The 21,352-nt window shown below is 71.1% G+C and carries 19 protein-coding genes and 1 riboswitch; of the genes, 13 read left to right on the top strand and 6 right to left on the bottom strand.

The window, feature by feature from the left end:
• Positions 1-86 precede the first annotated feature (86 nt).
• Both EV186_RS17755 and EV186_RS17750 read left to right on the top strand, forming a co-directional pair.
• On the top strand, positions 87-683 hold the full coding sequence (locus EV186_RS17755) for a hypothetical protein (protein WP_133850450.1): 597 nt from the start codon (positions 87-89) through the stop codon (positions 681-683).
• A gap of 77 nt (positions 684-760) precedes the next feature.
• On the top strand, positions 761-1,177 hold the full coding sequence (locus EV186_RS17750; protein WP_133850449.1) for a helix-turn-helix domain-containing protein: 417 nt from the start codon (positions 761-763) through the stop codon (positions 1,175-1,177).
• 4 nt (positions 1,178-1,181) lie between these two features.
• Here EV186_RS17750 and EV186_RS17745 read toward each other — a convergent pair whose 3' ends face one another.
• Complete coding sequence (locus EV186_RS17745) at positions 1,182-1,661, bottom strand: hypothetical protein (RefSeq protein WP_208115669.1); 480 nt, start codon at positions 1,659-1,661, stop codon at positions 1,182-1,184.
• Positions 1,662-2,165: 504 nt separating this feature from the next.
• On the opposite strand from EV186_RS17745, the gene ileS reads away from it, so the two are divergent.
• From ileS to EV186_RS17720, 4 genes are all read left to right on the top strand, one after another.
• Complete coding sequence (ileS, locus tag EV186_RS17740) at positions 2,166-5,351, top strand: isoleucine--tRNA ligase (protein ID WP_133850448.1); 3,186 nt, start codon at positions 2,166-2,168, stop codon at positions 5,349-5,351.
• A gap of 437 nt (positions 5,352-5,788) precedes the next feature.
• Positions 5,789-7,375, top strand: a complete 1,587-nt coding sequence (locus EV186_RS17730) for a penicillin-binding transpeptidase domain-containing protein (RefSeq protein WP_133850447.1) — start codon at positions 5,789-5,791, stop codon at positions 7,373-7,375.
• 47 nt (positions 7,376-7,422) lie between these two features.
• Positions 7,423-9,330, top strand: coding sequence for a molecular chaperone HtpG (htpG, locus tag EV186_RS17725; protein ID WP_133850446.1), 1,908 nt, complete (start codon positions 7,423-7,425; stop codon positions 9,328-9,330).
• Between the two features lie 63 nt (positions 9,331-9,393).
• Positions 9,394-10,191, top strand: coding sequence for a maleylpyruvate isomerase N-terminal domain-containing protein (locus tag EV186_RS17720; protein ID WP_133850445.1), 798 nt, complete (start codon positions 9,394-9,396; stop codon positions 10,189-10,191).
• Here the strand turns inward: EV186_RS17720 and EV186_RS17715 are convergent.
• Positions 10,181-10,693 (bottom strand): SRPBCC family protein, encoded by a 513-nt coding sequence (locus EV186_RS17715; RefSeq protein WP_208115668.1) that lies wholly within the window; start codon positions 10,691-10,693, stop codon positions 10,181-10,183. The genes EV186_RS17720 and EV186_RS17715 overlap by 11 nt on opposite strands.
• Positions 10,694-10,750: 57 nt before the next feature.
• On the opposite strand from EV186_RS17715, the gene EV186_RS17710 reads away from it, so the two are divergent.
• The 4 genes from EV186_RS17710 (at position 10,751) to EV186_RS17695 (ending at position 13,612) form a co-directional block, all read left to right on the top strand.
• Entirely contained in the window at positions 10,751-11,296 is a 546-nt protein-coding gene (locus EV186_RS17710; protein WP_243754114.1) for a TetR/AcrR family transcriptional regulator, read from the top strand.
• Positions 11,293-11,571 carry a DUF167 domain-containing protein gene (locus tag EV186_RS17705; protein ID WP_243754113.1) on the top strand — a complete coding sequence of 93 codons (279 nt, stop codon included), beginning with the start codon at positions 11,293-11,295 and terminating at the stop codon, positions 11,569-11,571. Before EV186_RS17710 ends, EV186_RS17705 begins: the two co-directional genes overlap by 4 nt.
• Positions 11,572-11,706: 135 nt before the next feature.
• Positions 11,707-13,188, top strand: coding sequence for a potassium/proton antiporter (locus EV186_RS17700; RefSeq protein WP_133850443.1), 1,482 nt, complete (start codon positions 11,707-11,709; stop codon positions 13,186-13,188).
• 82 nt (positions 13,189-13,270) lie between these two features.
• Positions 13,271-13,612 carry a hypothetical protein gene (locus EV186_RS17695; RefSeq protein ID WP_133850442.1) on the top strand — a complete coding sequence of 114 codons (342 nt, stop codon included), beginning with the start codon at positions 13,271-13,273 and terminating at the stop codon, positions 13,610-13,612.
• Between the two features lie 67 nt (positions 13,613-13,679).
• Here EV186_RS17695 and sthA read toward each other — a convergent pair whose 3' ends face one another.
• Positions 13,680-15,095, bottom strand: coding sequence for a Si-specific NAD(P)(+) transhydrogenase (gene sthA, locus EV186_RS17690; RefSeq protein ID WP_133850441.1), 1,416 nt, complete (start codon positions 15,093-15,095; stop codon positions 13,680-13,682).
• Positions 15,096-15,142: 47 nt separating this feature from the next.
• A riboswitch (SAM riboswitch) is annotated at positions 15,143-15,258 on the top strand.
• Positions 15,259-15,296: 38 nt separating this feature from the next.
• Between sthA and EV186_RS17685 the strand changes: the two genes are divergently transcribed.
• The 3 genes from EV186_RS17685 to EV186_RS17675 all read left to right on the top strand — a co-directional run bounded on the left by EV186_RS17685 (position 15,297) and on the right by EV186_RS17675 (position 18,318).
• Entirely contained in the window at positions 15,297-16,661 is a 1,365-nt protein-coding gene (locus EV186_RS17685; protein WP_133850440.1) for an aminotransferase class V-fold PLP-dependent enzyme, read from the top strand.
• 114 nt (positions 16,662-16,775) lie between these two features.
• Positions 16,776-17,393, top strand: a complete 618-nt coding sequence (lspA, locus tag EV186_RS17680; RefSeq protein WP_424982867.1) for a signal peptidase II — start codon at positions 16,776-16,778, stop codon at positions 17,391-17,393.
• 37 nt (positions 17,394-17,430) lie between these two features.
• Positions 17,431-18,318: an RluA family pseudouridine synthase gene (locus EV186_RS17675; RefSeq protein WP_133851311.1), complete on the top strand. Its 888-nt coding sequence runs from the start codon at positions 17,431-17,433 to the stop codon at positions 18,316-18,318.
• A 1-nt stretch (position 18,319) separates the two neighbouring features.
• On the opposite strand, the gene EV186_RS17670 is transcribed toward EV186_RS17675, so the two are convergent.
• The 3 genes from EV186_RS17670 to EV186_RS17660 form a co-directional block, all read right to left on the bottom strand.
• A complete protein-coding gene (locus tag EV186_RS17670) occupies positions 18,320-19,432 on the bottom strand; it encodes a hypothetical protein (RefSeq protein WP_133850438.1) in 1,113 nt (370 codons plus the stop codon).
• A gap of 4 nt (positions 19,433-19,436) precedes the next feature.
• The gene (locus EV186_RS17665; RefSeq protein ID WP_133850437.1) at positions 19,437-20,492 is read right to left on the bottom strand and encodes an AsnC family protein; all 1,056 of its coding nucleotides are present in this window, start codon (positions 20,490-20,492) and stop codon (positions 19,437-19,439) included.
• Positions 20,493-20,576: 84 nt separating this feature from the next.
• Positions 20,577-21,200, bottom strand: coding sequence for a nucleoside/nucleotide kinase family protein (locus EV186_RS17660; protein WP_133850436.1), 624 nt, complete (start codon positions 21,198-21,200; stop codon positions 20,577-20,579).
• Between the last annotated feature and the right edge of the window lie 152 nt (positions 21,201-21,352).

The following is a 21,352-nucleotide window of genomic DNA, read 5'->3' as shown; positions in this document are numbered from 1 at the left end:
TGTGGGGGTCCAACCCCCACGCCCGCCCGGCGGGCAAGCCCCCGGACCCCCGACCGGCGGGCGCAGGTCTGATACGGAAATGGCTGATGCTCTACCTTGTCCTGGGGCTCGTGCTCGCCGCGTTCGGCCTGCTCATCGCGGGTCTGACCACGGCGAACACCTTGTGGGCGTGGCTGTCGGTGGTGCTGTCCATCGCCGCGGCGGGCGTGCTGGTCTACGACTGGCTGCGCAACCGTCGCGAGGCTGAGGACACCACCGCCGCCGAGCCCGCCCAGCCCGATCACCTCGAGGCCGACCGCTCCGAGCCCGCCACCCCCGTCACCACGGCGGGTTCGGAGCCGACGCCCCCGACGCCTCCGGCCGTGCCCCCGCCGGTCGACGACGACCCAGCGCCCCCGACGGAGCTCGTGGACGCGGTCGTCGACCCGGACGACGAGCCGCCCGAGGAGGCGACCGACGCCACCGACCTGTTGGTGGTGTCCGGGCTCTTCGCGGAAGTCCGCGTCATCGACGAGCGGCCCCGCTACCACTTGGCGAAGTGCACCTGGGTCGGTGCGCGCCCGACGCTCGGCCTCCCGGTCAGCGAGGCGCGGCAACTGGGCTTCACCCCGTGCGCCCTGTGCGGCCCGGACGCCGTCCTGGCCCGCCGCCACCGCGAAGGCAGCGGCGCCCGCCGAACCTGACTCTCATTACCCGCGGACCCGGTTGCACGCCCGGCCGCTGGTGCGTAGCATTTATGCTACACACGAGGGAGGGCGAGATGACGGTTGCGTCGAGCGCGTACTGGGACGACCTGGTGGCCGATCTGGCGGATCCGGAATTTCTCCGCGCGTACATCACGGAAAGCCTTCGCGTGGACACCATTGATCGCCTGGTCAACGACCTCGATCACGCCCGGGAGAAGCTGGGGCTGTCGAAGGCGGACCTCGCTCGAGCGATCAGCGCCGAGCCGGCGGTGATCCGGCGCCTGCTCTCGTCCGGCCAGCGCAATCCGACGATCGGCACCCTCGTGGAGGTCGCCGCAGCGTTGAACCTCAAAGTCGTTCTGGTCCCCATGGCCGAGAGCGAGCGCGCGGAGTATGCCGAGCCATTGCGCGCAGGTTCGGTCAAGGAACCGGCAAAGCTCGCACGGCGCATCGAGGACAGGCGTCGGTCGCGGCACTCGGTCACGGCTTGACCTGCTAGCCGAGCGATCGTGGGTTCCGCTTCCGGTACTCGTCGCCGAATGCGCGTACCGCACGGTAGTCCGACGGGCTCAGTTCTGTGCGAAATGGCTTGCTCCGGCCGTCCACGATGACCAAGAGCGGCTTGTCGACTCCGTCGGCTTCGTAATCCAGGAGGCAGAACAGCCTGTAGTGGCGTCTGCCTGGGCCGTCGCGCCGAACCTCGAACCAGCCGGTCATGTCGCCGTGCATCGCTTCCCAGGCTCCACCGCCCGCGAAACGCTTCGGCGGCGCGGCTGCCACGGCGTTGAGCACGGCGTAGAACTTCGCTCGCACCGTCGGTGGGCAGGCGTTGCGAAGGAAATCCCGGCCTGGCGCTGTTTCCGCAGGGTCGTCGTCACGGTGTCGCCGGAAGTACACGATGTCGTGCGCGTCGTCCGATGACGGGCCCTTCTTGATGTGGTGTTGCGGCGATTGTCGGCTTCTGCGCGCACACATGCTCATCACCGTAGAGACGACCCGACCGCCAGGTATTACACAGGGTGCTTGTTTGAGAACATGCGGTGATACCGTGGAATGCCGACGTGTGTCCCCGAGGAGCTTGGGACTCGGGCGGCCTGGGTGTTGGGGCACGCCCGCTTCGAGCGGGGGACACGCCCGCGCGGAACGGGGGACACACCCGGCTGGACGAGGGGACACGCCCGGCCTGAGTGTGGGACACGCCCAGTAGGGGTGGGTGGACCCGTGGGGCAAAGGCGTTGCACGCCCGGTTACCCTTGAACCAGCAGCTTTGATCCGGCCATCACCGGGGAGCTTCCGGAAGAACGGGCGCGAGCCCCAGTAGAACCGGACGGGTCGGCCCGTCACAGCCTCAACGAAGTGGCCACGGGACACGTGGCAAGCGGGGTGGTACCGCGGACCGCCGTCGAAGCCGACGGCTGCTCGTCCCCGTCGACGACCGGCAACGGTCACGGCAGGCGACAACCGCGAGGAGCACCACCGATGCCTTACCCGAAGGCAACCCACGGCCCCGAGACCCCCGGCCGATCCAGCGCAGTGCCGTCGCAGCCGTCGTTCCCGCAGCTGGAGCGCGCCGTGCTCGAGTACTGGGAGGTCGACCGGACCTTCCAGGCGAGCGTCGAGGCACGCGACGCCGGCACCGACGGCGACAACGAGTTCGTCTTCTACGACGGCCCGCCCTTCGCCAACGGCCTCCCGCACTACGGGCACCTGCTCACCGGCTACGTCAAGGACATCGTCCCGCGCTACCAGACGATGCGTGGCCGGCGCGTCGAGCGCCGGTTCGGCTGGGACACCCACGGCCTGCCGGCCGAGCTCGAGGCCATGCGCCAGCTCGGGATCACCGAGAAGGACGAGATCGACGCGATGGGCGTCGACAAGTTCAACGAGGCCTGCCGCGAGTCGGTGCTGCGCTACACCAACGAGTGGCAGGACTACGTCACCCGCCAGGCCCGCTGGGTCGACTTCGACAACGATTACAAGACCCTCGACGTCACCTACATGGAGTCGGTGATCTGGGCCTTCAAGCAGTTGTGGGACAAGGGTTACGTCTACGAGGGCTACCGCGTGCTGCCCTACTGCTGGCGCGACCAGACCCCGCTGTCCAACCACGAGCTGCGCATGGACGACGACGTCTACGCCAGCCGCCAGGACCCGGCCGTCACCGTCGGTTTCCCTTTGCGGGACAACGATTCCGAATTGGACGGTGCCTACCTGCTGGTGTGGACGACCACGCCCTGGACGCTGCCGTCGAATCTGGCGACCGCGGTGGCGCCGGACGTCGACTACGTCATGGTTTCCAGTGACGGCAAGCGGTTCGTGCTCGCCGAGGCCCGCGTCGCCGCCTACGCCAAGGAACTGGGTGAAGACCCGGAGGTGCTCGCCCGCTACACCGGTGCGCAGCTCGTCGGCACGCACTACGCGCCGCCGTTCCCGTACTTCGTGGGTCACGAGAACTCGCACGTCGTGCTGGGCGCGGACTTCGTCACCACCGACGACGGCACCGGCGTCGTGCACCTCGCGCCCGCCTACGGTGAGGACGACAAGGCGGCCACGGACGCGGCCGGCATCGTCCCGGTCACCCCTGTCGACGCACAGGGCAAGTTCGACTCGACCGTGCCGGACTACCAGGGCCAGCAGGTGTTCGAGGCGAACCCGCACATCGTCCGCGACCTGCGCAACGGCACTGGCCCGGCCGCGCAGCAGGGCGCGGTGCTGCTGCGCCACGAGACCTACGAGCACCCGTACCCGCACTGCTGGCGCTGCCGCAACCCGCTGATCTACCGCGCCGTGTCGTCGTGGTTCGTGGCGGTGACGAAGTTCAAGGACCGGATGGTCGAGCTCAACCAGCAGATCACCTGGTACCCGGAGCACGTCAAGGACGGCCAGTTCGGCAAGTGGCTGGAGAACGCCCGCGACTGGTCGATCTCCCGCAACCGCTACTGGGGCACGCCGATCCCGGTGTGGCGCTCGGACGACCCGGCCTACCCGCGGGTCGACGCCTACGGTTCGCTCGACGAGCTGGAGCGCGACTTCGGGGTGCGGCTGGAGAACCTGCACCGGCCCTACATCGACGAGCTGACCCGGCCCAACCCGGACGACCCGACCGGGAAGTCGACCATGCGCCGCGTGCCGGACGTCCTGGACGTCTGGTTCGACTCGGGCTCGATGCCGTACGCGCAGGTGCACTACCCGTTCGAGAACGCCGACTGGTTCGAGCACCACTACCCGGGCGACTTCATCGTCGAGTACATCGGGCAGACCCGCGGCTGGTTCTACCTGCTGCACGTGCTCGCGACGGCGTTGTTCGACCGGCCGGCGTTCACCACGTGCGTCTCGCACGGCATCGTGCTCGGCTCGGACGGGCAGAAGATGTCCAAGTCGCTGCGCAACTACCCGGACGTCAACGAGGTCTTCGAGCGCGACGGCTCCGACGCCATGCGCTGGTACCTGATGGCGAGCCCGATCCTGCGCGGCGGCAACCTGGTCGTCACCGACAAGGGCATCCGCGACGCGGTGCGCCACGCCGTGCTGCCGTTGTGGAACAGCTACTACTTCCTTGCCCTGTATGCGAATGCCGACGGCAAGGAAGGGCGCTGGCGCACCGACAGCAAGCACGTGCTCGACCGCTACGCGCTGGCCAAGACCCGCGAGCTGGTCGACGACGTGCAGGCCGCCATGGACGCCTACGACATCGCAGGCGTCTGCCAGACCGTGCGCGAGTTCCTGGAGGTGCTGACCAACTGGTACGTCCGCCGCTCGCGCGAGCGGTTCTGGGCCGGTGACCAGGACGCGATCGACACCCTGCACACCGTGCTGGAGGTGACCTGCCGGACGGTGGCGCCGCTGCTGCCGCTGACCACCGAGGTGGTGTGGCGCGGGCTGACCGGCGGGCGCTCGGTGCACCTGACCGAGTGGCCGGAGTCCTCCGACCTGCCGGCCGACGACGCGCTCGTCACCGGCATGGACCGGGCGCGGCAGGTCGCCTCGGCGGCGCTCGGGCTGCGCAAGGCCAACAAGCTGCGGGTGCGGCTGCCGTTGGCCGACCTGCTGGTCGCGGCGGCCGACGCGGACGTGCTGGCGCCGTTCACCGATCTGCTGGCCGACGAGGTCAACGTCAAGCAGGTCCGGCTGACCACGGACGTCGCCGCGCACGGCCGGTTCGAGCTCAAGGTGAACGCGCGGGCGTGCGGGCCGCGGCTGGGTGCCGACGTGCAGAAGGTGATCAAGGCCGTCAAGGCGGGCGACTGGACCACCACCGACGACGGCAAGGTCGTGGCCGCGGGCATCGAGCTGCTCGACGGCGAGTACGAGCGCAAGCTCGTCGCCGCCGACCCGGGCGCGACCGCGGAGCTGCCGGCCAGCTCCGGCCTGGTCGTGCTCGACACGGCGGTGACCGATGAGCTGGCCGTGGAGGGCGTGGCGCGTGACCTGGTCCGCGTGGTCCAGCAGGCCCGCCGTGACGCCGGGCTGGACGTGTCCGACCGGATCGCGCTGGCCGTGCAGGCGCCCGAGGACGTGCTCGCCGCGCTGCGCGCGCACCTCGAGTTCGTGACCGGGGAGACCCTGGCCGACGAGGTGACCGAGGGCAACGGCACCGGCGCGACCTTCACCGGCACCGTTGGCGACGGCATCGAGGTCACGGTCTGGGTCCGCCGAGCGACCTGAGGCCGAGCGACCTGAGGCCGAGCGAACTGAGGCCGAGCGAACTGAGGCCGAGCGAACTGAGGCCGAGCGAACTGAGGCCGAGCGAACTGAGGCCGAGCGAACTGAGACCGAGCGAACTGAGACCGAGCGAACTGAGACCGAGCGAACTGAGTACGGGCAGGGTCGCTCGGGCGCACCTTCCTATTCCTTGCGAACGAGCGCAGCCCCGAAGTCGTTCCTCCGGTGCGCCGAAAGGTTGAAGTCCTGGGACCTTTACGCAGGTATGCGGGCACCGGGTCGTCCCCGGGGTGCACCGAAAGGTTGAGGTCCCAAAGACAGGGGACAGAGGACAGAGGTCACGGTCGGGGCACCGCGCGCCAAGTGAATCGCTGACCCTGGCACGATGTCCTGCGCGTGAGGTTCACGCGTCGGGGGACGTCGTGCCAGGGGGAGCGTCGATGACGCGTGGGCGCAAGCGGGCCGTGTTGGCCGTGGGGATCGTCGTGTTCGTGGGGATCGTGGTCGCCGCGGTGGTCGTGCTGTGGCCGAAGGCGGGGTCCGCGGCGCAGACCGATCCGAACGCGGCCGCGGACGCGTACCTGACCGCGTTCGGCGCGGGTGATGCGAAGGCGACGGGCGCGCTGACCGATGCGCCCGCCGCCGCGACGGCGCAGCTCACCTCCGTCTGGCAGGGCCTGCACCCGAAGTCGGTCCAGGCCGTGCGGGTCTCCGAGGTGCAGGGCACGACGGCCCCGATCCGCATCGTGTGGGAACTCGGCGACCACGAGTGGACCTACGACAGCAAGTTGAGCCTGGTCAAGAACGGTGACGGCTGGCTCGTGCACTGGGCGCCGGCGTTGATCCACCCGAAGCTGAAGACCGGGCAGACGCTGCGGATGCGCACCCAGACCGGCACGGACGCCGTGCTCGACCGCGACGGCAAGGCCCTGCTCACCTGGACCGCCAACGGCCCGAAGGCGGTCGACTCCTCGGTCGCGCCGCTGCTGCTGGACGGCATGGCGCGGGTCGCCGAGGACCAGGGCACCAAGCAAGCGGGCGCCTGGCACGTCGCCTTGGTCGACAAGTTGGGCAAGGAGCTCGCGACCCTCTACAAGGGCGGCGACTCGGGCGATCCGGTGCCCGCGCTGCACTCGACGCTCGACCGCGGGCTGCAGAAGGCCGCGCAGGACGCCGTCGACTCGGTCGGCAAGCCTGCCGAGCTGATCGCGATCGTGCCGTCGACCGGCGACATCGTGGCCGTCGCCCAGAACAAGGCGGCGGGCAAGGACGCCAAGGTCCTGCACGGGCTCTACCCGCCGGGCTCGACGTTCAAGATCGTCACCTCGACGGCGGCGTTCGGCTCGGGCGAGGCGACCGCGAGCACCGTGCGCCCGTGCCCGGGCGAGGCGACGGTCGGCACCCGGCACATCCGCAACGAGGGCTTCGAGCTGGGCGACGTGCCGCTGCACGAGGCGTTCGCGCACTCCTGCAACACCACGTTCGCCGCGCTCGCCAAGGATCTGCCCACCGATGCGCTGCCGGATGCGGCGTCCTCGCTCGGGCTCGGCGCCGACTTCGCCGTCCCGGGCATCACCACCGTGACCGGGGCGGTCCCGCCGGCCGGCAGCAGCGACGAGCAGGTCGAGGACGGCATCGGCCAGGGCAAGGTGGTGGTGAGCCCGTTCGGCATGGCGCTGGTGTGCGCGACCGTCCAGTCCGGGAAGGCGGTCACACCGCGACTCTGGACTGGCGGCGGCCCGAAGACCGCGGTGCAGCAGGACTACCAGCCGCCGTCGGCGTCGGTGCTCGGGCCGCTGCGCCCGATGATGCGCGAGGTCGTCACCGGCGGCACGGCCAAGGGGCTGCGCGGCAGCGGCACCGTGTTCGGCAAGACCGGCACGGCCCAGTTCGGCGACGGCAGCCACTCCCACGGGTGGTTCGCGGGCTACCGCGGTGACCTGGCGTTCGCCGTGCTCGTCACCGACGCGGGCTCGTCGAGCGTCGCGGTGTCGGTCACCGGCGAGTTCCTGTCGGGCGCTGACTAGTATCGCTGGTTGGTCGCACTTGGTTTGAGGGGAAAGGAACAACACCCGTGACCGCGCAAGCCGAGACGCTCGAGTTCCAGTCCGAGGCCCGTCAGCTGCTGCAGCTGATGATCCACTCGGTGTACTCGAACAAGGACACGTTCCTGCGTGAGCTGATCTCCAACGCCTCCGACGCGCTGGACAAGCTGCGCCTGGAAGCCTTCCGCGACAAGGACCTCCAGGCCGACACCGACGATCTGAAGATCACCCTCGAGGTGGACAAGGCGGCCCGGACGCTCACGGTCCGGGACAACGGCATCGGCATGGACCGCGACGAGGTGGTCGGCCTGATCGGCACGATCGCCAAGTCCGGCACCGCCGAATTCCTGCAGAAGCTCAAGCAGGCCAAGGACGGTGCGGGCACGCAGGACCTGATCGGCCAGTTCGGCATCGGCTTCTACTCGAGCTTCATGGTGGCCGACAAGGTCACGCTCGTGACCCGGCGCGCGGGCCGCGACGAGGGCGTGCGCTGGGAGTCGGCGGGCGAGAGCACGTACACGATCGAGGCCGCACCCGACGCCCCGCAGGGCACCTCCGTGACCCTGCACCTCAAGCCGGCCGACGTCGAGGACGGGCTGCCGGACTACACCGAGGCCGCGACCCTGCGCACGATCGTCAAGCGCTACTCGGACTTCATCACCTGGCCCGTCCAGCTGGCCCCCGAGGGTGACAAGGCCGAGGGCGACAAGGCCGACGGCGACCCGGAGACCATCAACTCGCGCAAGGCGCTGTGGGCGCGGCCGCAGAGCGAGGTCACCGACGAGGAGTACGCCGAGTTCTACAAGCACATCGCCCACGACTGGACCGACCCGCTGGAGACGATCCGGCTGCAGGCCGAGGGGACCTTCGAGTACCAGGCGCTGCTGTTCATCCCGGCGCGGGCGCCGATGGACCTGTTCATGCGCGAGCGCAAGCGTGGCGTGCAGCTCTACGTCAAGCGCGTCTTCATCATGGACGACTGCGAAGCGCTGATGCCGGAGTACCTGCGCTTCGTCAAGGGTGTGGTCGACGCGCAGGACCTGTCGCTGAACGTGTCGCGCGAGATCCTGCAGAACGACCGGCACATCCAGATGATGCGCCGCCGTCTGGTGCGCAAGGTCCTGTCGACGGTCAAGTCGATGATGACCGAGAAGCCTGAGCAGTACGCGACGTTCTGGCGCGAGTTCGGCCGGGCGGTCAAGGAAGGTCTGCTCGACGACTTCGACAACCGCGAGACCATCCTCGGCATCGCGTCCTTCGACTCCACGCACGACGCGGAGAAGCAGACGACGCTGGAGGACTACGTCGCCCGGATGCCGGAGGGCCAGGAGCACATCTACTACCTGACCGGTGAGTCGCGGGCCACGATCGAGAACTCGCCGCACCTGGAAGCGTTCCGCGCCAAGGGTTATGAGGTCCTGGTGCTCACCGACCCCATCGACGAGATGTGGGTCGACTCCGTGCCGGGGTTCAACGGCAAGCAGTTCCAGTCGGTGGCCAAGGGGCAGGTGGACCTGGACACCGACGAGGAGAAGGCCGAGGCGAAGGAGCGGGCCAAGGACTTCGCGTCGATGCTGGAGTGGATGACGTCGTCGCTGGAGTCGGATGTCAAGCAGGTGCGGCTTTCCTCGCGCCTGACGACGTCCCCCGCCTGCCTGGTCGGCGACGAGAACGACCTCACGCCGACGATGGAGAAGATGTACCGCGCGATGGGCCAGCAGTTGCCGCCCATCAAGCGCATCCTCGAACTGAACCCGACGCACTCCCTGGTTGCCGCCCTGCACAAGGCCTTCACCGAGGACAAAGACCACGAAGGCCTGGCCGAGACCGCGGAGTTGTTGTACGGCTTGGCATTGCTGGCCGAGGGCGGCGAGCTGGCCGATCCGTCCCGGTTCGTGAAGCTGGTGTCGCAGCGGGCCGAGCAAAGCCTGAGCTGAGGTCGTCGCTGCTGCCGCGGCCCTTGCCGCGGCAGCAGCGTCCACACGAACCGGGGGAAGCCGATGACCGAGCTGACCGTGGATCGCGCCCGGCGCGCGATCGTCGAGCACACCCGGCGTCTGGCGGAATCAGCGGTCGCGGCCGGACCCGGCGCCGCCGTGCCGACAGCGCCGGCGTGGACCGTGAAGGACCTGGTCGAGCACGTGGGCCAGACCCAGCACTGGGTGGCGGAGATGGTCGAGCGGCGCATCGCCGACCCCACCCAGCTGCCCACGGAGATGGCCGCGTTCCCCGCCGATCCCGGCGAGTGGCCGGCGTGGCTGTCGGGGTCCGCGCGGCGGGTCGTGGACGCGTGCTCCGACGACGCGCTCGACGCCCCGGTCTTCAACCCGGCGGCGGACGGGCGGACCGGGACCCGGTTCTGGGTGTCCAGCCTGCTCAACGAGGCCGTGGTCCACGGGTTCGACGCGGCCGAAGCGGCAGGCCGACCAGCCGAAGGCGACATCGATGCCGAGGTCGCCGCCGCGCTCATCAGCAACCACTTCGCCATGCTGACCTCGCCCACGTGGGCGATGCAGCGGCCCGAGTCCGCCCACGCCATGCGGGGCACGGGGCAGACCCTGCAGTGGGTGGCCACCGACACCGCGGCCGACGCGGGCACTTGGTTCGTCGAACGGCGCCCGGACGGGGCGACGTGGCAGCACGGAACCCAGCGCGCCGATGTGACGCTGACCGGCCCGGCCCGATCGCTGCTGCTGACCCTGACCCGCCGGGTTCCCCTGGCCGACGGCATCAGCATCGACGGCGACGCCGATCTCGTGCGTCACTGGATCGACAACACCGCCCACGTCAGCGGCTGACCGGCGCCGCCCCCGGTGCGTGCACCATGATCCGGCGGATCAGGCGCACCCAAGGCGACCACCGGACCGGGTGCGCGGGTGGCTGACCGGCGGCGGTTTCCGCGCGGTCGAGCAGTTCCTCGATGAGCGCGTCGTGCAGCCAGCGGACCACCAGCGCCCAGCGCACCGCCATGCGCAGGCTGGGCTTGCCGACCAGTTCGTGTCGCACCACGCACGTGTCCGGCCGCGTTCCGGGCAGCACCAGCAACGTGTGCGTTCCGTCGACCCCGAGTGACCGGTCGAACGTGAACGTCACCCGCTCACCCGGCTCGATGGCCGTGCAGTGGTAGCGGATCGGCCCGTGCCCGCCGGTCGCGCCGACCGACAGCGGCCGGTCCATGCGCATCGGTGGCCAGTGGTCCACCGGCCACAGCACCCCATCGGGCTCGGCCACGCGTTCGGCCAGCTCCCACGCCCGCGCCGGGCTCATCCCCACCACGCGTTCGTGAACGTTTCGGATCACGACGCCCTCCCTTCCGTACGGAACCGTATGGTTCGACTATACGGTAGCGTACGGTCCGTGGTGAGGCGGAGCAAGGACGACTGGGCGGCGATCGCGTTGCGGGCCCTGGCCGAAGGCGGCCCGTCGGCGGTGGCCGTCGAACCACTCGCCGCCGCGGCGGGCGCCACCAAGGGCAGCGTCTACTGGCACTTCCCGACCCGCGACGCCCTGCTGGCCGCGGCCCTCGAGCTCTGGGAACGCGAGCAGACCGACGGCGTGATCGCCGCCATCGAACGCGAGGGATCGCCGAGGGCCAAGCTGACCGCGTTGTTCGTCAGCGTTCTGGAGACTCGCGGCCCCCACGTCGAGCTGGCCCTGCTCACCGCCGCCGACGACCCGGTGGTGGCCGCCGCCGTGGAGCGGGTGACCGAGCGCCGCCTGGACTACGTGGCCGCCCTGTTCCGCGAGCTCGGCTTCGCCGCCGCGCAGGCCCGCAACCGCGCCGCCCTGGCCTACTCGATCTACCTCGGCCACGCCCAGCTGGTGCGCAGCACCCCGCACACGGTCGACGCCCTGCCCAAGTCCTACCTGGACGAGGCCATGCGCATGCTGGCCCACCCGTGACCGCGTTCCGGTTCGCGATCCGGGTCAAGCCGGGCGCCTCCCGCGACGCGGTGGGCGGGCGCTGGCGGGCGGACGCCCTGATCGTCGCCGTCCGCGCCAAGGCCGTGGACGGCAAGGCGAACGCGACCGTTCTCGCCGTCCTGGCCGAGGCCTTCGGCGTGCGCCCGAACCGGCTGGCCATCGTCACCGGCGAGCACGCCCGGGACAAGGTGATCGACCTGGATCCCGCACCGGAGCACGCCCAGGCCGTCCTGATCCGCCTGCTGGACAGCTGAGCGCGGCCCGAACCCGGGTGATGATCCTCACCGGTGACCCGCTGACCAGGCACCCGGACGACGCGCACGCCGGTTTCGTCCGCCTGCTCGGCCACTGACAAGGGAGAATGCCCCCAGCCGATCACCGGAGGTGCCATGTCCGACCTGCCCGTGCTGCTCGGGATCGGCGCCGGCGTGCTGCTGGTCGCCGTGCTCGCCGTGCGGGTCTCGGTGCGGCTCGGGCTTCCGTCGCTGTTGCTCTACTTGGCGATCGGGGTGGGGCTGGGCGAATCGGGTCTCGGCATCCAGTTCTCGGACCCGGAGCTCACCCAGTCACTCGGGCTGGCCGCGCTCGTGCTGATCCTCGCCGAGGGTGGGCTGACCACCCGCTGGCGCGCCGTCCGCCCGGCGCTGGGCGAGGGCATCGCGCTGTCCACCATCGCGGTGGTGGTCAGCGTCGGGATCACCGGGACGGCGCTGCACTACCTCCTGGACTTCGACTGGCGGCTCGCGCTGCTCTGGGGCGCGGTGCTCGCGTCCACCGACGCGGCCGCCGTGTTCAGCGTCCTGCGCACGTTGAAGGTCACCAAGCGCCTCGTCGGCTCGCTGGAGCTGGAGTCCGGGCTCAACGACGCGCCCGCCTACATCGCCGTGGTCGTGCTCGCCTCCGGTGACACGCTGACCTGGAGCCTGCCGTTCGTGGTGGTCTACGAGCTGCTGGCGGGCGCGGTGATCGGGATCGTGCTCGGCCTGGCCGGCGCGTACGCCTTGCGCCGGGCGGCGCTGCCGGCCACCGGCCTCTACCCGCTGGCGACGGTCGCGGTCTGCGTGCTGGCCTTCGCGTGCGCGCAGTTCGCGCACGCGTCGGGCTTGCTCGCCACCTACGTCGCGGCCCTCGTCCTGGGCAACATGCGCCTGCCGCACCGCGACGACACCCGGTCGTTCGCCGAGGGGCTCGGGTGGCTGGCCCAGATCGGGCTCTTCGTGCTGCTCGGGCTCTTCGCCTCGCCCAGCCGGTTGCTGGACGCGGTGGTGCCCGGCCTCGTCGCCGGCGCGGTGGTGGTGCTGCTCGCCCGGCCGGTGTCGGTGGTGCTCGCCGTGCTGCCGTCCCGGATGCCGTGGCGTGAGCAGGTCTTCCTGTCCTGGGCGGGCCTGCGCGGCGCGGTGCCGATCGTGCTGGCGATGATCCCGCTGAGCAAGCACGTGCCGGGCGCGCAACACCTGGTCGACGGCGTCTTCGTGCTGGTGATCGTGCTGACCCTGGTGCAGGGCGGCACGTTGCCGCTGCTCGCGCGCCGGCTCGGCCTGTCCGCGGGCGCCCACCCGCAGGAACTCGAGGTGGACGCCGCGCCGCTGGACGAACTGAACGCCGAGCTGATCCAGGTCCGCATCCCGGAGGGCTCGAAGCTGCACGGCGTGTACCTGCCGGAACTGCGCCTGCCTGATGGCGCAACGGTGAGCCTGGTCGTCCGCGCGGGCCGCGGCTTCACCCCCGTGCGCGAAACCCGCCTGCGGGTGGGTGATCAGCTGCTCGTGGTGACCACCCAGGACGCGCGTGACGCGGCCGAGTCACGCATCCGTGCCGTCGACCGGGCGGGCCGCTTCGCCCGCTGGCGCGGCGAAACCGGCAAGGACTGACTTCGCGGCGCGCACCTGCTTGGCCGTGTCCGCAAAGCCAAAGGGTGAGGGCGGCCCGGTCATGATCGGTACCGTGCGGTTCATGACCGAGATTTCCGCCGACGGTGCCGAGGCCCTGCTCGGCGCGGCGATCCGCCCACTGGCCGCGAGCACGTTCGTGGCGACATTCACCGGTGTCGGGCTGGGGCGCGAGCAGGCCAGGAACGTGCTGGACAAGGAGATCCACCGCCGGTTCGGCAAGCCCCGCGGCAGCGACGCGCACCACGCCTACCAGGCGGTCATCGTCCAGATCGTCCTGATCTGGGAGCAGGCACTGCTCGCGGCGCGCACCACCTCGGGCCCGTTGCGGCTACTGCCCGACGGCGCCCGCGTGCTCGCCGCCGCCGACCCGCTCAGCGAGCTGCACGCGCTGTTGGGGGTCTGATGTCGTTTGCAGCGTCAGCACGACAGCCACACCGAGCGCGAACACACGGCGGTGCCGTGGTGCCCCCTCAATCGGTGAGCATGGCGATCTGACGCATCTTGTTCGTCGCGTCCAACGCGGCGACCTTGTACGACTCGGCCAGCGTCGGGTAGTTGAACACCGCGTCCACCAAGTAGTCCACGGTGCCGCCGCAGCCCATCACGGTCTGTCCGATGTGGACCAGCTCGGTGGCGTTGGTGCCGAAGACGTGCACCCCCAGCAGCTTGCGGTCCTCCGGTGACACCAGCAGCTTCAGCACCCCGTACGAGTCCCCGATGATCTGGCCGCGGGCCAGCTCCCGGTACCGCGAGATGCCGACCTCGAACGGGATCTTCGCCTCGGTCAGCTCGTCCTCGGTGCGCCCGATGTAGCTGATCTCCGGGATCGTGTAGATGCCGATCGGCTGCAGCTCGGTCATCTCGTGCACCGGCTCGCCGCACGCGTGGTGCGCGGCCAGCCGGCCCTGCTCCATCGACGTCGCCGCCAGCGCCGGGAAGCCGATCACGTCGCCGACCGCGTAGATGTGCGGCTGCTCGGTGCGGAAGTGCCCGTCGACCTTGATCCGGCCGCGCTTGTCGGCGGCGAGCCCGGCCTTCTCCAGGTCGAGCCCTTCGGTCATGCCCTGCCGGCCGGCCGAGTACATCACCGTCTCCGCCGGGATCTTCTTCCCGCTCTCCAGCACGGTCACCGCGCCGTGGTCGTACTGCTGCACCGAGGCGACGGTCTCACCGAAGCGGAACGTCACGGCGAGGTCGCGCAGGTGGTACTTGAGCGCCTCGACCACCTCGGTGTCGCAGAACTCCAGCATCCGCGGCCGCCGCTCGACCACCGTCACCTTGGTGCCCAGCGCGGCGAACATCGAGGCGTACTCGATGCCGATCACACCGGCGCCCACGACGATCATCGAGCGCGGCACCCGCTCCAGGCTGAGGATGCCGTCGGAGTCGATGATCGTGCGCTCGTCGAACGCGACGGTGTCCGGGCGCGCCGGCCGGGTGCCGGTCGCGATCACGATCTTGTCCGCGGTGACGGACCGGCCGGACCCGGAGCCGTCGTCGACGACGATCGTGTGCGGGTCGGTGAACCGGCCGAGCCCGGGCAGCAGGGTCACCCGGTTGCGGGCGAGCTGCGCCCTGATCACGTCCACCTCGCGCCCGACCACGTGCTGCGTGCGCGCGGTCAGGTCGGTGATGGTGATGTCCTCTTTGACCTGGTAGCTCTGCCCGTAGAGCTCGCGCTGGTTGAGCCCGGTCAGGAACACGACCGCCTCGCGCAGCGTCTTGGACGGGATCGTGCCGGTGTTGATGCAGACGCCACCGATCATGGTGCGCCGCTCCACCAGCCCGACCCGCTTGCCGAGCTTGGCCGCCGCGATCGCGGCCTTCTGCCCGCCGGGCCCGGAGCCGAGGACCAGGACGTCGAAGTCGAACGTGTGCTCGCTCACGCACCCAGTTTGTCAGGCGGAGCGCATCGGCTACAGTCGAACGCGAAGGTCATGAGCGCCAGCGTCAAGCCCCGGCTTGCTGGCCGGCAACCCTCCTACCGCGGTGGGGTGCCCCGGGTGAGGACCTGGTCCACCGCGCAGTGCGTGTGGGCAAGCGCGGACCCCGCCCCGCTGGGTCCCAGAGGCCCTGGAGGCATCGCCATGTCCCTTGCCGTTGACGCCCAGCCGACCCCTGTTCCGGCTGTCCCCGCTCCGGCGGTGACCGTGCCGGCCGTGGCCGGGGCGCGGCTGACCGTTCCGCTGGTCACGGGGGAGCGGGTGCCGTACGCCAACCTCGACCACGCGGCGAGCGCGCCGTGCCTGGACGCGGTGCAGGACGCGGTGAACGAGTTGCTTCCCTGGTACGCCAGCGTGCACCGCGGCGCGGGCTTCGCCTCCAAGGTGTCCACGGCCGCGTACGAGCAGGCCAGGGACGTGGTGCGGCGGTTCGTCGGGGGCCGCCGCACCGACACCGTCGTGTTCACCCGCAACACCACGGACTCGCTCAACCTGCTGGCCCGCTCGCTGCCGTCGGGCACGTCGGTGGTGCTGTTCGACACCGAGCACCACGCGGCGCTGCTGCCGTGGCGCGGGCCGCGGGTGACCCGGATCCGGACGCCGCGCGCGGCCGGTGACGCGGTGCTCGCGCTGGACGCGGCGCTGGCCGACTGCCCGGTCGGGCCGCGCCTGGTGGTGCTCACCGGGGCGTCCAATGTGACCGGTGAGCTGTGGCCGGTCGCGGACCTGGCGGCCGTCGCCCGCAGGCACGGCGCGCGGGTGGTGCTCGACGCCGCGCAACTCGCCCCGCACCGCCCGGTGGACATCCGTGCGCTGGACGTGGACTACGTGGCGTTGTCCGGGCACAAGCTCTACGCGCCGTTCGGCGCGGGTGCGCTGGTCGGCCGGCGGGACTGGCTGCAGGCGGCCCCGCCGTACCTGGCCGGTGGCGGCGCGACCGCGTCGGTCACCGAGCACCGCGACCACCTCGGCGTGTCCTGGGCGTCCGCGCCGGAGCGGCACGAGGCCGGCTCGCCCAACGTCGTCGGTGTGCACGCGATGGCCGTGGCGTGCGCGACGCTGAGCAGGCACGGCTGGGACGCGATCACCGCCCACGAGCAGGCGTTGTTCGCCCGGCTGCTCGACGGTCTCGAGCGGCTGCCGCAGGTCCGCCCGTTGCGCCTGTTCGAGGGCGGCGACCGGGTCGGCGTCCTCAGCTTCGTGGTCGACGGCATCGACGCCGGGTTGCTCGCCGCGGTGCTGTCCGCGGAGCACGGCATCGGCGTGCGCGACGGCCTGTTCTGCGCGCACGTGGCGACCCGGCGGCTGCTCGCGGGGACCGGCACCGGACAACAGCGGGCCGTGCGCGTCAGCCTGGGCCTGGGCACCACCGCGGAGCACATCGATCGCCTGCTCGGCGCGTTGCGGTCGATCCTCACGGATGGTCCGCGGGTCGACTACCACGTGGTCGACGGCCGCTGGGAGCCCGTGACCGACGGCCGGGAGCTCCCGCCCTTCGTCGCCATCTGAGCCGCGGTGGACAATGAACCTCATTCACGCGAGCCCGGCGCCGTGGCCCTTCGACGACAGGGGTGCGGGATCCGCGGTGGCGGGGGCGATGTGGGAATGAGGTTCAATGGGCCGGTGAGCAGCGACCAGACCGCCGACGAAACCACCGCCGAGGCCGCAGCCGTACCCGCTGCCGAGCCCGTCACTGCACTGCCCAGGCGCACCTGGCCGTACCTGCTCGTCGCGGCCGCGTTCGTGCTCGTGCTGGACATCGTGAGCAAGCTGGTCGTGGTGGCCCAGCTGCAGGGCGAGGAGCCGAAGCCGATCCTCGGCGGGCTGGTCTACCTGCAGCTGTTGCGCAACTCCGGCGCCGCGTTCGGCATCGCGACCGGCATGACGTGGATCCTCAGCCTGATCGTGATCGCGGTGATCGTCGCGATCATCTGGATCGTGCCGCGGCTGCGCTCGATCGGCTGGGCGATCGGCCTCGGCTTCGTGCTGGCCGGTGCGCTGGGCAACCTGTCCGACCGGATCTTCCGGGCGCCCGGGCCGCTGCGCGGTCACGTGGTCGACTGGATCTCGGTGTTCAAGCCCAACGGCGCGGCGTTCGCGGTCTTCAACCTCGCCGACTCGGGCATCTGCGTCGGCGGCGCGCTGATTGTGCTGATGGCGTTGCTCGGCAAGGAGTACGACGGGCGCACCGGCAAACAGGACAGCAAGCAGAACACCAGCAAGCAGGTCGCCGGTGAGTGACCTGCGCACCCTGCCGGTCCCCGACGGCCTCGACGGCATGCGCGTGGACGCGGGACTGGCGAAGCTGCTCGGCCTGTCCCGCACCGTGGTCGCCGGTCTGGCCGAACAAGGCGACGTGCTGCTGGACGGTCAGCCCGCGGCCAAGTCGGACCGCCTGGTCGCCGGCACCTGGCTCGAGGTGACCCTGCCCGAGCCCGAGCGTCCGGTGACCGTGGCGCCGGTGCTGGTCGAGGGCATGCGGATCCTGCACGAAGACGACGACATCGTGGTGGTCGACAAGCCGGTCGGCGTCGCCGCGCACCCCAGCCCCGGCTGGACCGGCCCGACGGTCATCGGCGGTCTGGCGGCCGCGGGCGTGCGCGTGTCGACCTCCGGCGCGGCCGAGCGCCAGGGCGTCGTGCACCGCCTCGACGTCGGCACCACCGGCGTGATGGTGGTGGCGAAGAGCGAGCACGCCTACACGGTGCTCAAGCGGGCGTTCAAGGAACGGACCGTGGACAAGCGCTACCACGCGCTGGTGCAGGGGCACCCGGATCCGTCGGTGGGCACGATCGACGCGCCCATCGACCGCCACCCCCGCCACGACTACAAGTTCGCCGTGGTCGCCGGAGGCAAGCCGAGCGTGACGCACTACGAGGTGGTGGAGGCGTTCCGGGCCGCGTCCCTTGTGGACGTCCGGCTGGAAACCGGGCGCACGCACCAGATCCGCGTGCACTTCGCGGCGTTGCGCCACCCGTGCGTCGGCGACCTGACCTATGGCGCCGATCCGGTGCTGGCCAAGCGCCTGCACCTGTCCCGCCAGTGGCTGCACGCGCGGTCGTTGTCGTTCGACCACCCCGCCGACGGGCAGCGCGTGGAGTTCACGAGTGAGTACCCGGCGGATCTGGCCGCCGCCCTGGACACGCTGCGCGACGAGTCGTGGTGAGCTAGCGGGTCCACAAGCGACTGCCGTGCTCGTCGGTGGTGGCAAGCAACTCGGTACCACCGGGGAGCACGCCGAGCCGGGCGTCGCGGGTGGTCACCGGCAACGGGTCGGCGCGCCAGTCGAGGCAGCCGTTCAGGGCGAACAACCGGGTGCCGCCGTCCACCCGCAGCAACACCGACGTCTTGCCGGACACCAGGACCTGCAGGACGTCGAGCGTGTCGCCGGTCGGGCCGGCGGTGGGCCTGCCGATCGCCGGCCCGTGCACCGGCCAGCAAACCGTCTGCCGTCGCCCCTTGGTCCGGGCGCCGACGATCGCGCACCCGGTGCCGGCGCAGGCGACCTTGACCGCCTCGGCGCCGGCCGCGTCCGGCACGGTCAGCCGCCGGTGGTGCTTGCCGTCCGGCGACGACCACGCCGTGGCGTGCATGACGCCGTCGGTGTCCCCGATCGCGTTGCCGACGATCAGGAAACCGTTGCCCTGCGCGGAAACGCCTTCGGCGCTGGTCTGCTCGTGCGCGCCGGACAGGACGGGGTCGTCGGGGCCGCGGGTCCAGGTGGCGCCGTCAGGCGACGTCCAGACCGCCGCGCCGTAGCCGCCGTGCGGCTTGTCCCACTGACCGACGATCACACCGGTGCCCGGCACGCCGGCCTCGTCGTACTGGCCGACCGCGTGCGGGCCGCCGAACCGTTCCATCGGCTGCTCGTACTCGGTCAGCCGCTCGGCGTCGCCGGCCCAGCTGGTCGGCCGCGGGTTCGAGTGCGCGCCGCCGAAAGCCATGCCCCACACCAGGATCCGGTCACCGAGGACCGCGAACCGGGTGAACTCCGCCTGCTCGCCGTACCCGGTCACCGGGTGCAGTGCGACCGGGCGCCAGCCGTGGCCATCGGTGGTGGTCCAGGCCGCCGGGGCGCGGCCGTCCGGTCCCGGCACCGACCCGAGCGCCATCAGCCGGTCGCCGACGTTCGCCAGCGCCACGATCCGCACCCCGGCCGCGGGCGGCGCGATCTCCTGCCAGCCGTTGACCTTGGGCAGCGGAGGCGGCGTGGTCGGCGACTCGCACCCGGCGAGGGCGATCGCCAGTGCGGCAACGCAAGCGGAGAACCGAGGGCGCACCGGACTAGTTGGTGATGTTCCAGTTCAGCGCGCGCTTCTCGTCGTCCGGGCGCGGGCTCCACCGCACGGACGCGATGTTGGTCTCCTCCGGCAGCACGTAGACCGTGTGCCCACCGGCGGTTTCCCCTGGCGCGACACCGATGCGGTGCGGCGGACGCGACGACAACGACACCGGCGCCTTGCTGATCGACCGGCCGTCGGCGGTCACCAGCACGAGGTAGAGGTCCGGCAACGACGAGAACGTCGTGGTCCCGCGGTTGCGCACCTCGGTGTGCACGACGACCGACCGCTCACCCTCCTGCAGCCGGTACCCGGCCGCGGTGAACAGGTAGTCCGCCGGGTCCACGACCTCGACGACCTTGATCGCGAGCTGCTCGCCCTCCAGGCCGTCGGTCTCCAGCGTGGACCCGACCGGGCCGATGCGCGCGGTCGAGCGGACCGTGGGCTGGGTCAGGTCGGGACCGCCGGTGTTCGGCGGCTGATCGCCGCGCGCCCACGACGACGTCTGCGGGGGACCCCACGTGCTGAACGCCTCGCCGCCGCCGGTGTTCGGCGGCGGGAAGGGCTGGCTCGCGGGGCCGGGCGCCACCGGGAACGGCTGGCTGGGCGGACCGCTGCGCTGGAAGTTGTTGGGGGCAGGCAAAGCCTGCTGCGGCCCGGACGGCGGGCCCATCTGGTAGGGGCCACTGCCTTGCGGCGGGCCATAACCCTGCTGCGGCTGCTGCTGGTACGGACCGGGGAAGCCACCCGACGGCACGCCCTGCTGCATCGGCTGCATCGCGTTCGGGAACTGCTGCGGCTGCGGGTATCCCTGCTGTTGCTGCGGCGACCAGCCGCCCTGGTTCATCGGCTGCGCCGCCATCAGCGCGTTGCGGATCCCGTTCGGGTCGCACTCGACGCCCACGAGCAGCGGCAAGCCGGAGCCGGACAGCGCCACGAGCCGGGACGCCACCTCGCGGGGGTCCATGCCCACCCGGGCGGCGAGCTCGTGCACGGCGGCCCGGCCCATCTCGGCAAGCATGCCGAGCAGGCGAGCATCGACGGGATCGGTCGCGACCACGGCTCGCACGCTACCCCGTCGCCCTGATCACTGCGGCAGAAGCCACGACGTTGCCGCACACCGCCACCCGAGCGGAGCACCGGATCACCGCTCGGTGATCATGTCGTCGCTGCGGGCCAGCACCGCCGGCCGCTTCGGGTCGTCGCACCGGACCCCGATGCCGGCCGCGTGCAGGGGATCGACTTCCCGTTCGTAGCGCGCGAACGCGGGCAGCTCCCAGTCCGGGACGCCCCGCCTGCGCAACGCCGCCGCCGACATCGCGAGGTGAACGGTCAGTTCGGCGGGCAGGTCGCGCCCCAGCAGCAGGGCGCCGTCGAGCAGCACGACGCCGTCGCCGGGCACGTCGACGTAGGCCGCGCGCACCGACCGGTCGGTCTCGGCATCCCACAACGCGGGCAGGACCCGATCGCCCGCCGCCAGCACCTCGCGGCGAAGCGCACCGGTGTCGAGCCAGTCGTCGTAGCGGGCGTCCGGGTCGGTCCGGCCGCGCTCGAACCGCAGCGACGCCGGGCGCAGGTAATCCACGGCACGCACCCGCACCGGCGCCCGGCCGAGCACCCGCAGCCGGTCGGCGATCGCGTCGGCGAGCACCCCCGGCTCGGCCGGCTCGGGGCCGTCGATGATCACCCGGACCCGGCCGCCGCGCGCGGCCACCGCTTCGGCGACCCGGTCGGCCAACGCCGCCGGACTGATCGGTTCGAAGCGCACGACGCCAGCCTCTCAAAATTGTCGGTGGGGCGGTGTAGACCTCGGGCATGCGCGCGCACCACCCCTCACCCGCGACACGCCGATGTGGCCCGAGCAGCGGATTTTCGGCCAATCGATGGTGGTGCACCGCTCGCGCGCGAGGGGCGTTTAGG

Origin of the sequence: Labedaea rhizosphaerae (genome assembly GCF_004362825.1) — a bacterium.
GTDB lineage: Bacteria > Actinomycetota > Actinomycetes > Mycobacteriales > Pseudonocardiaceae > Labedaea > Labedaea rhizosphaerae.
This window is presented reverse-complemented; position numbering and strand designations above follow the sequence as displayed.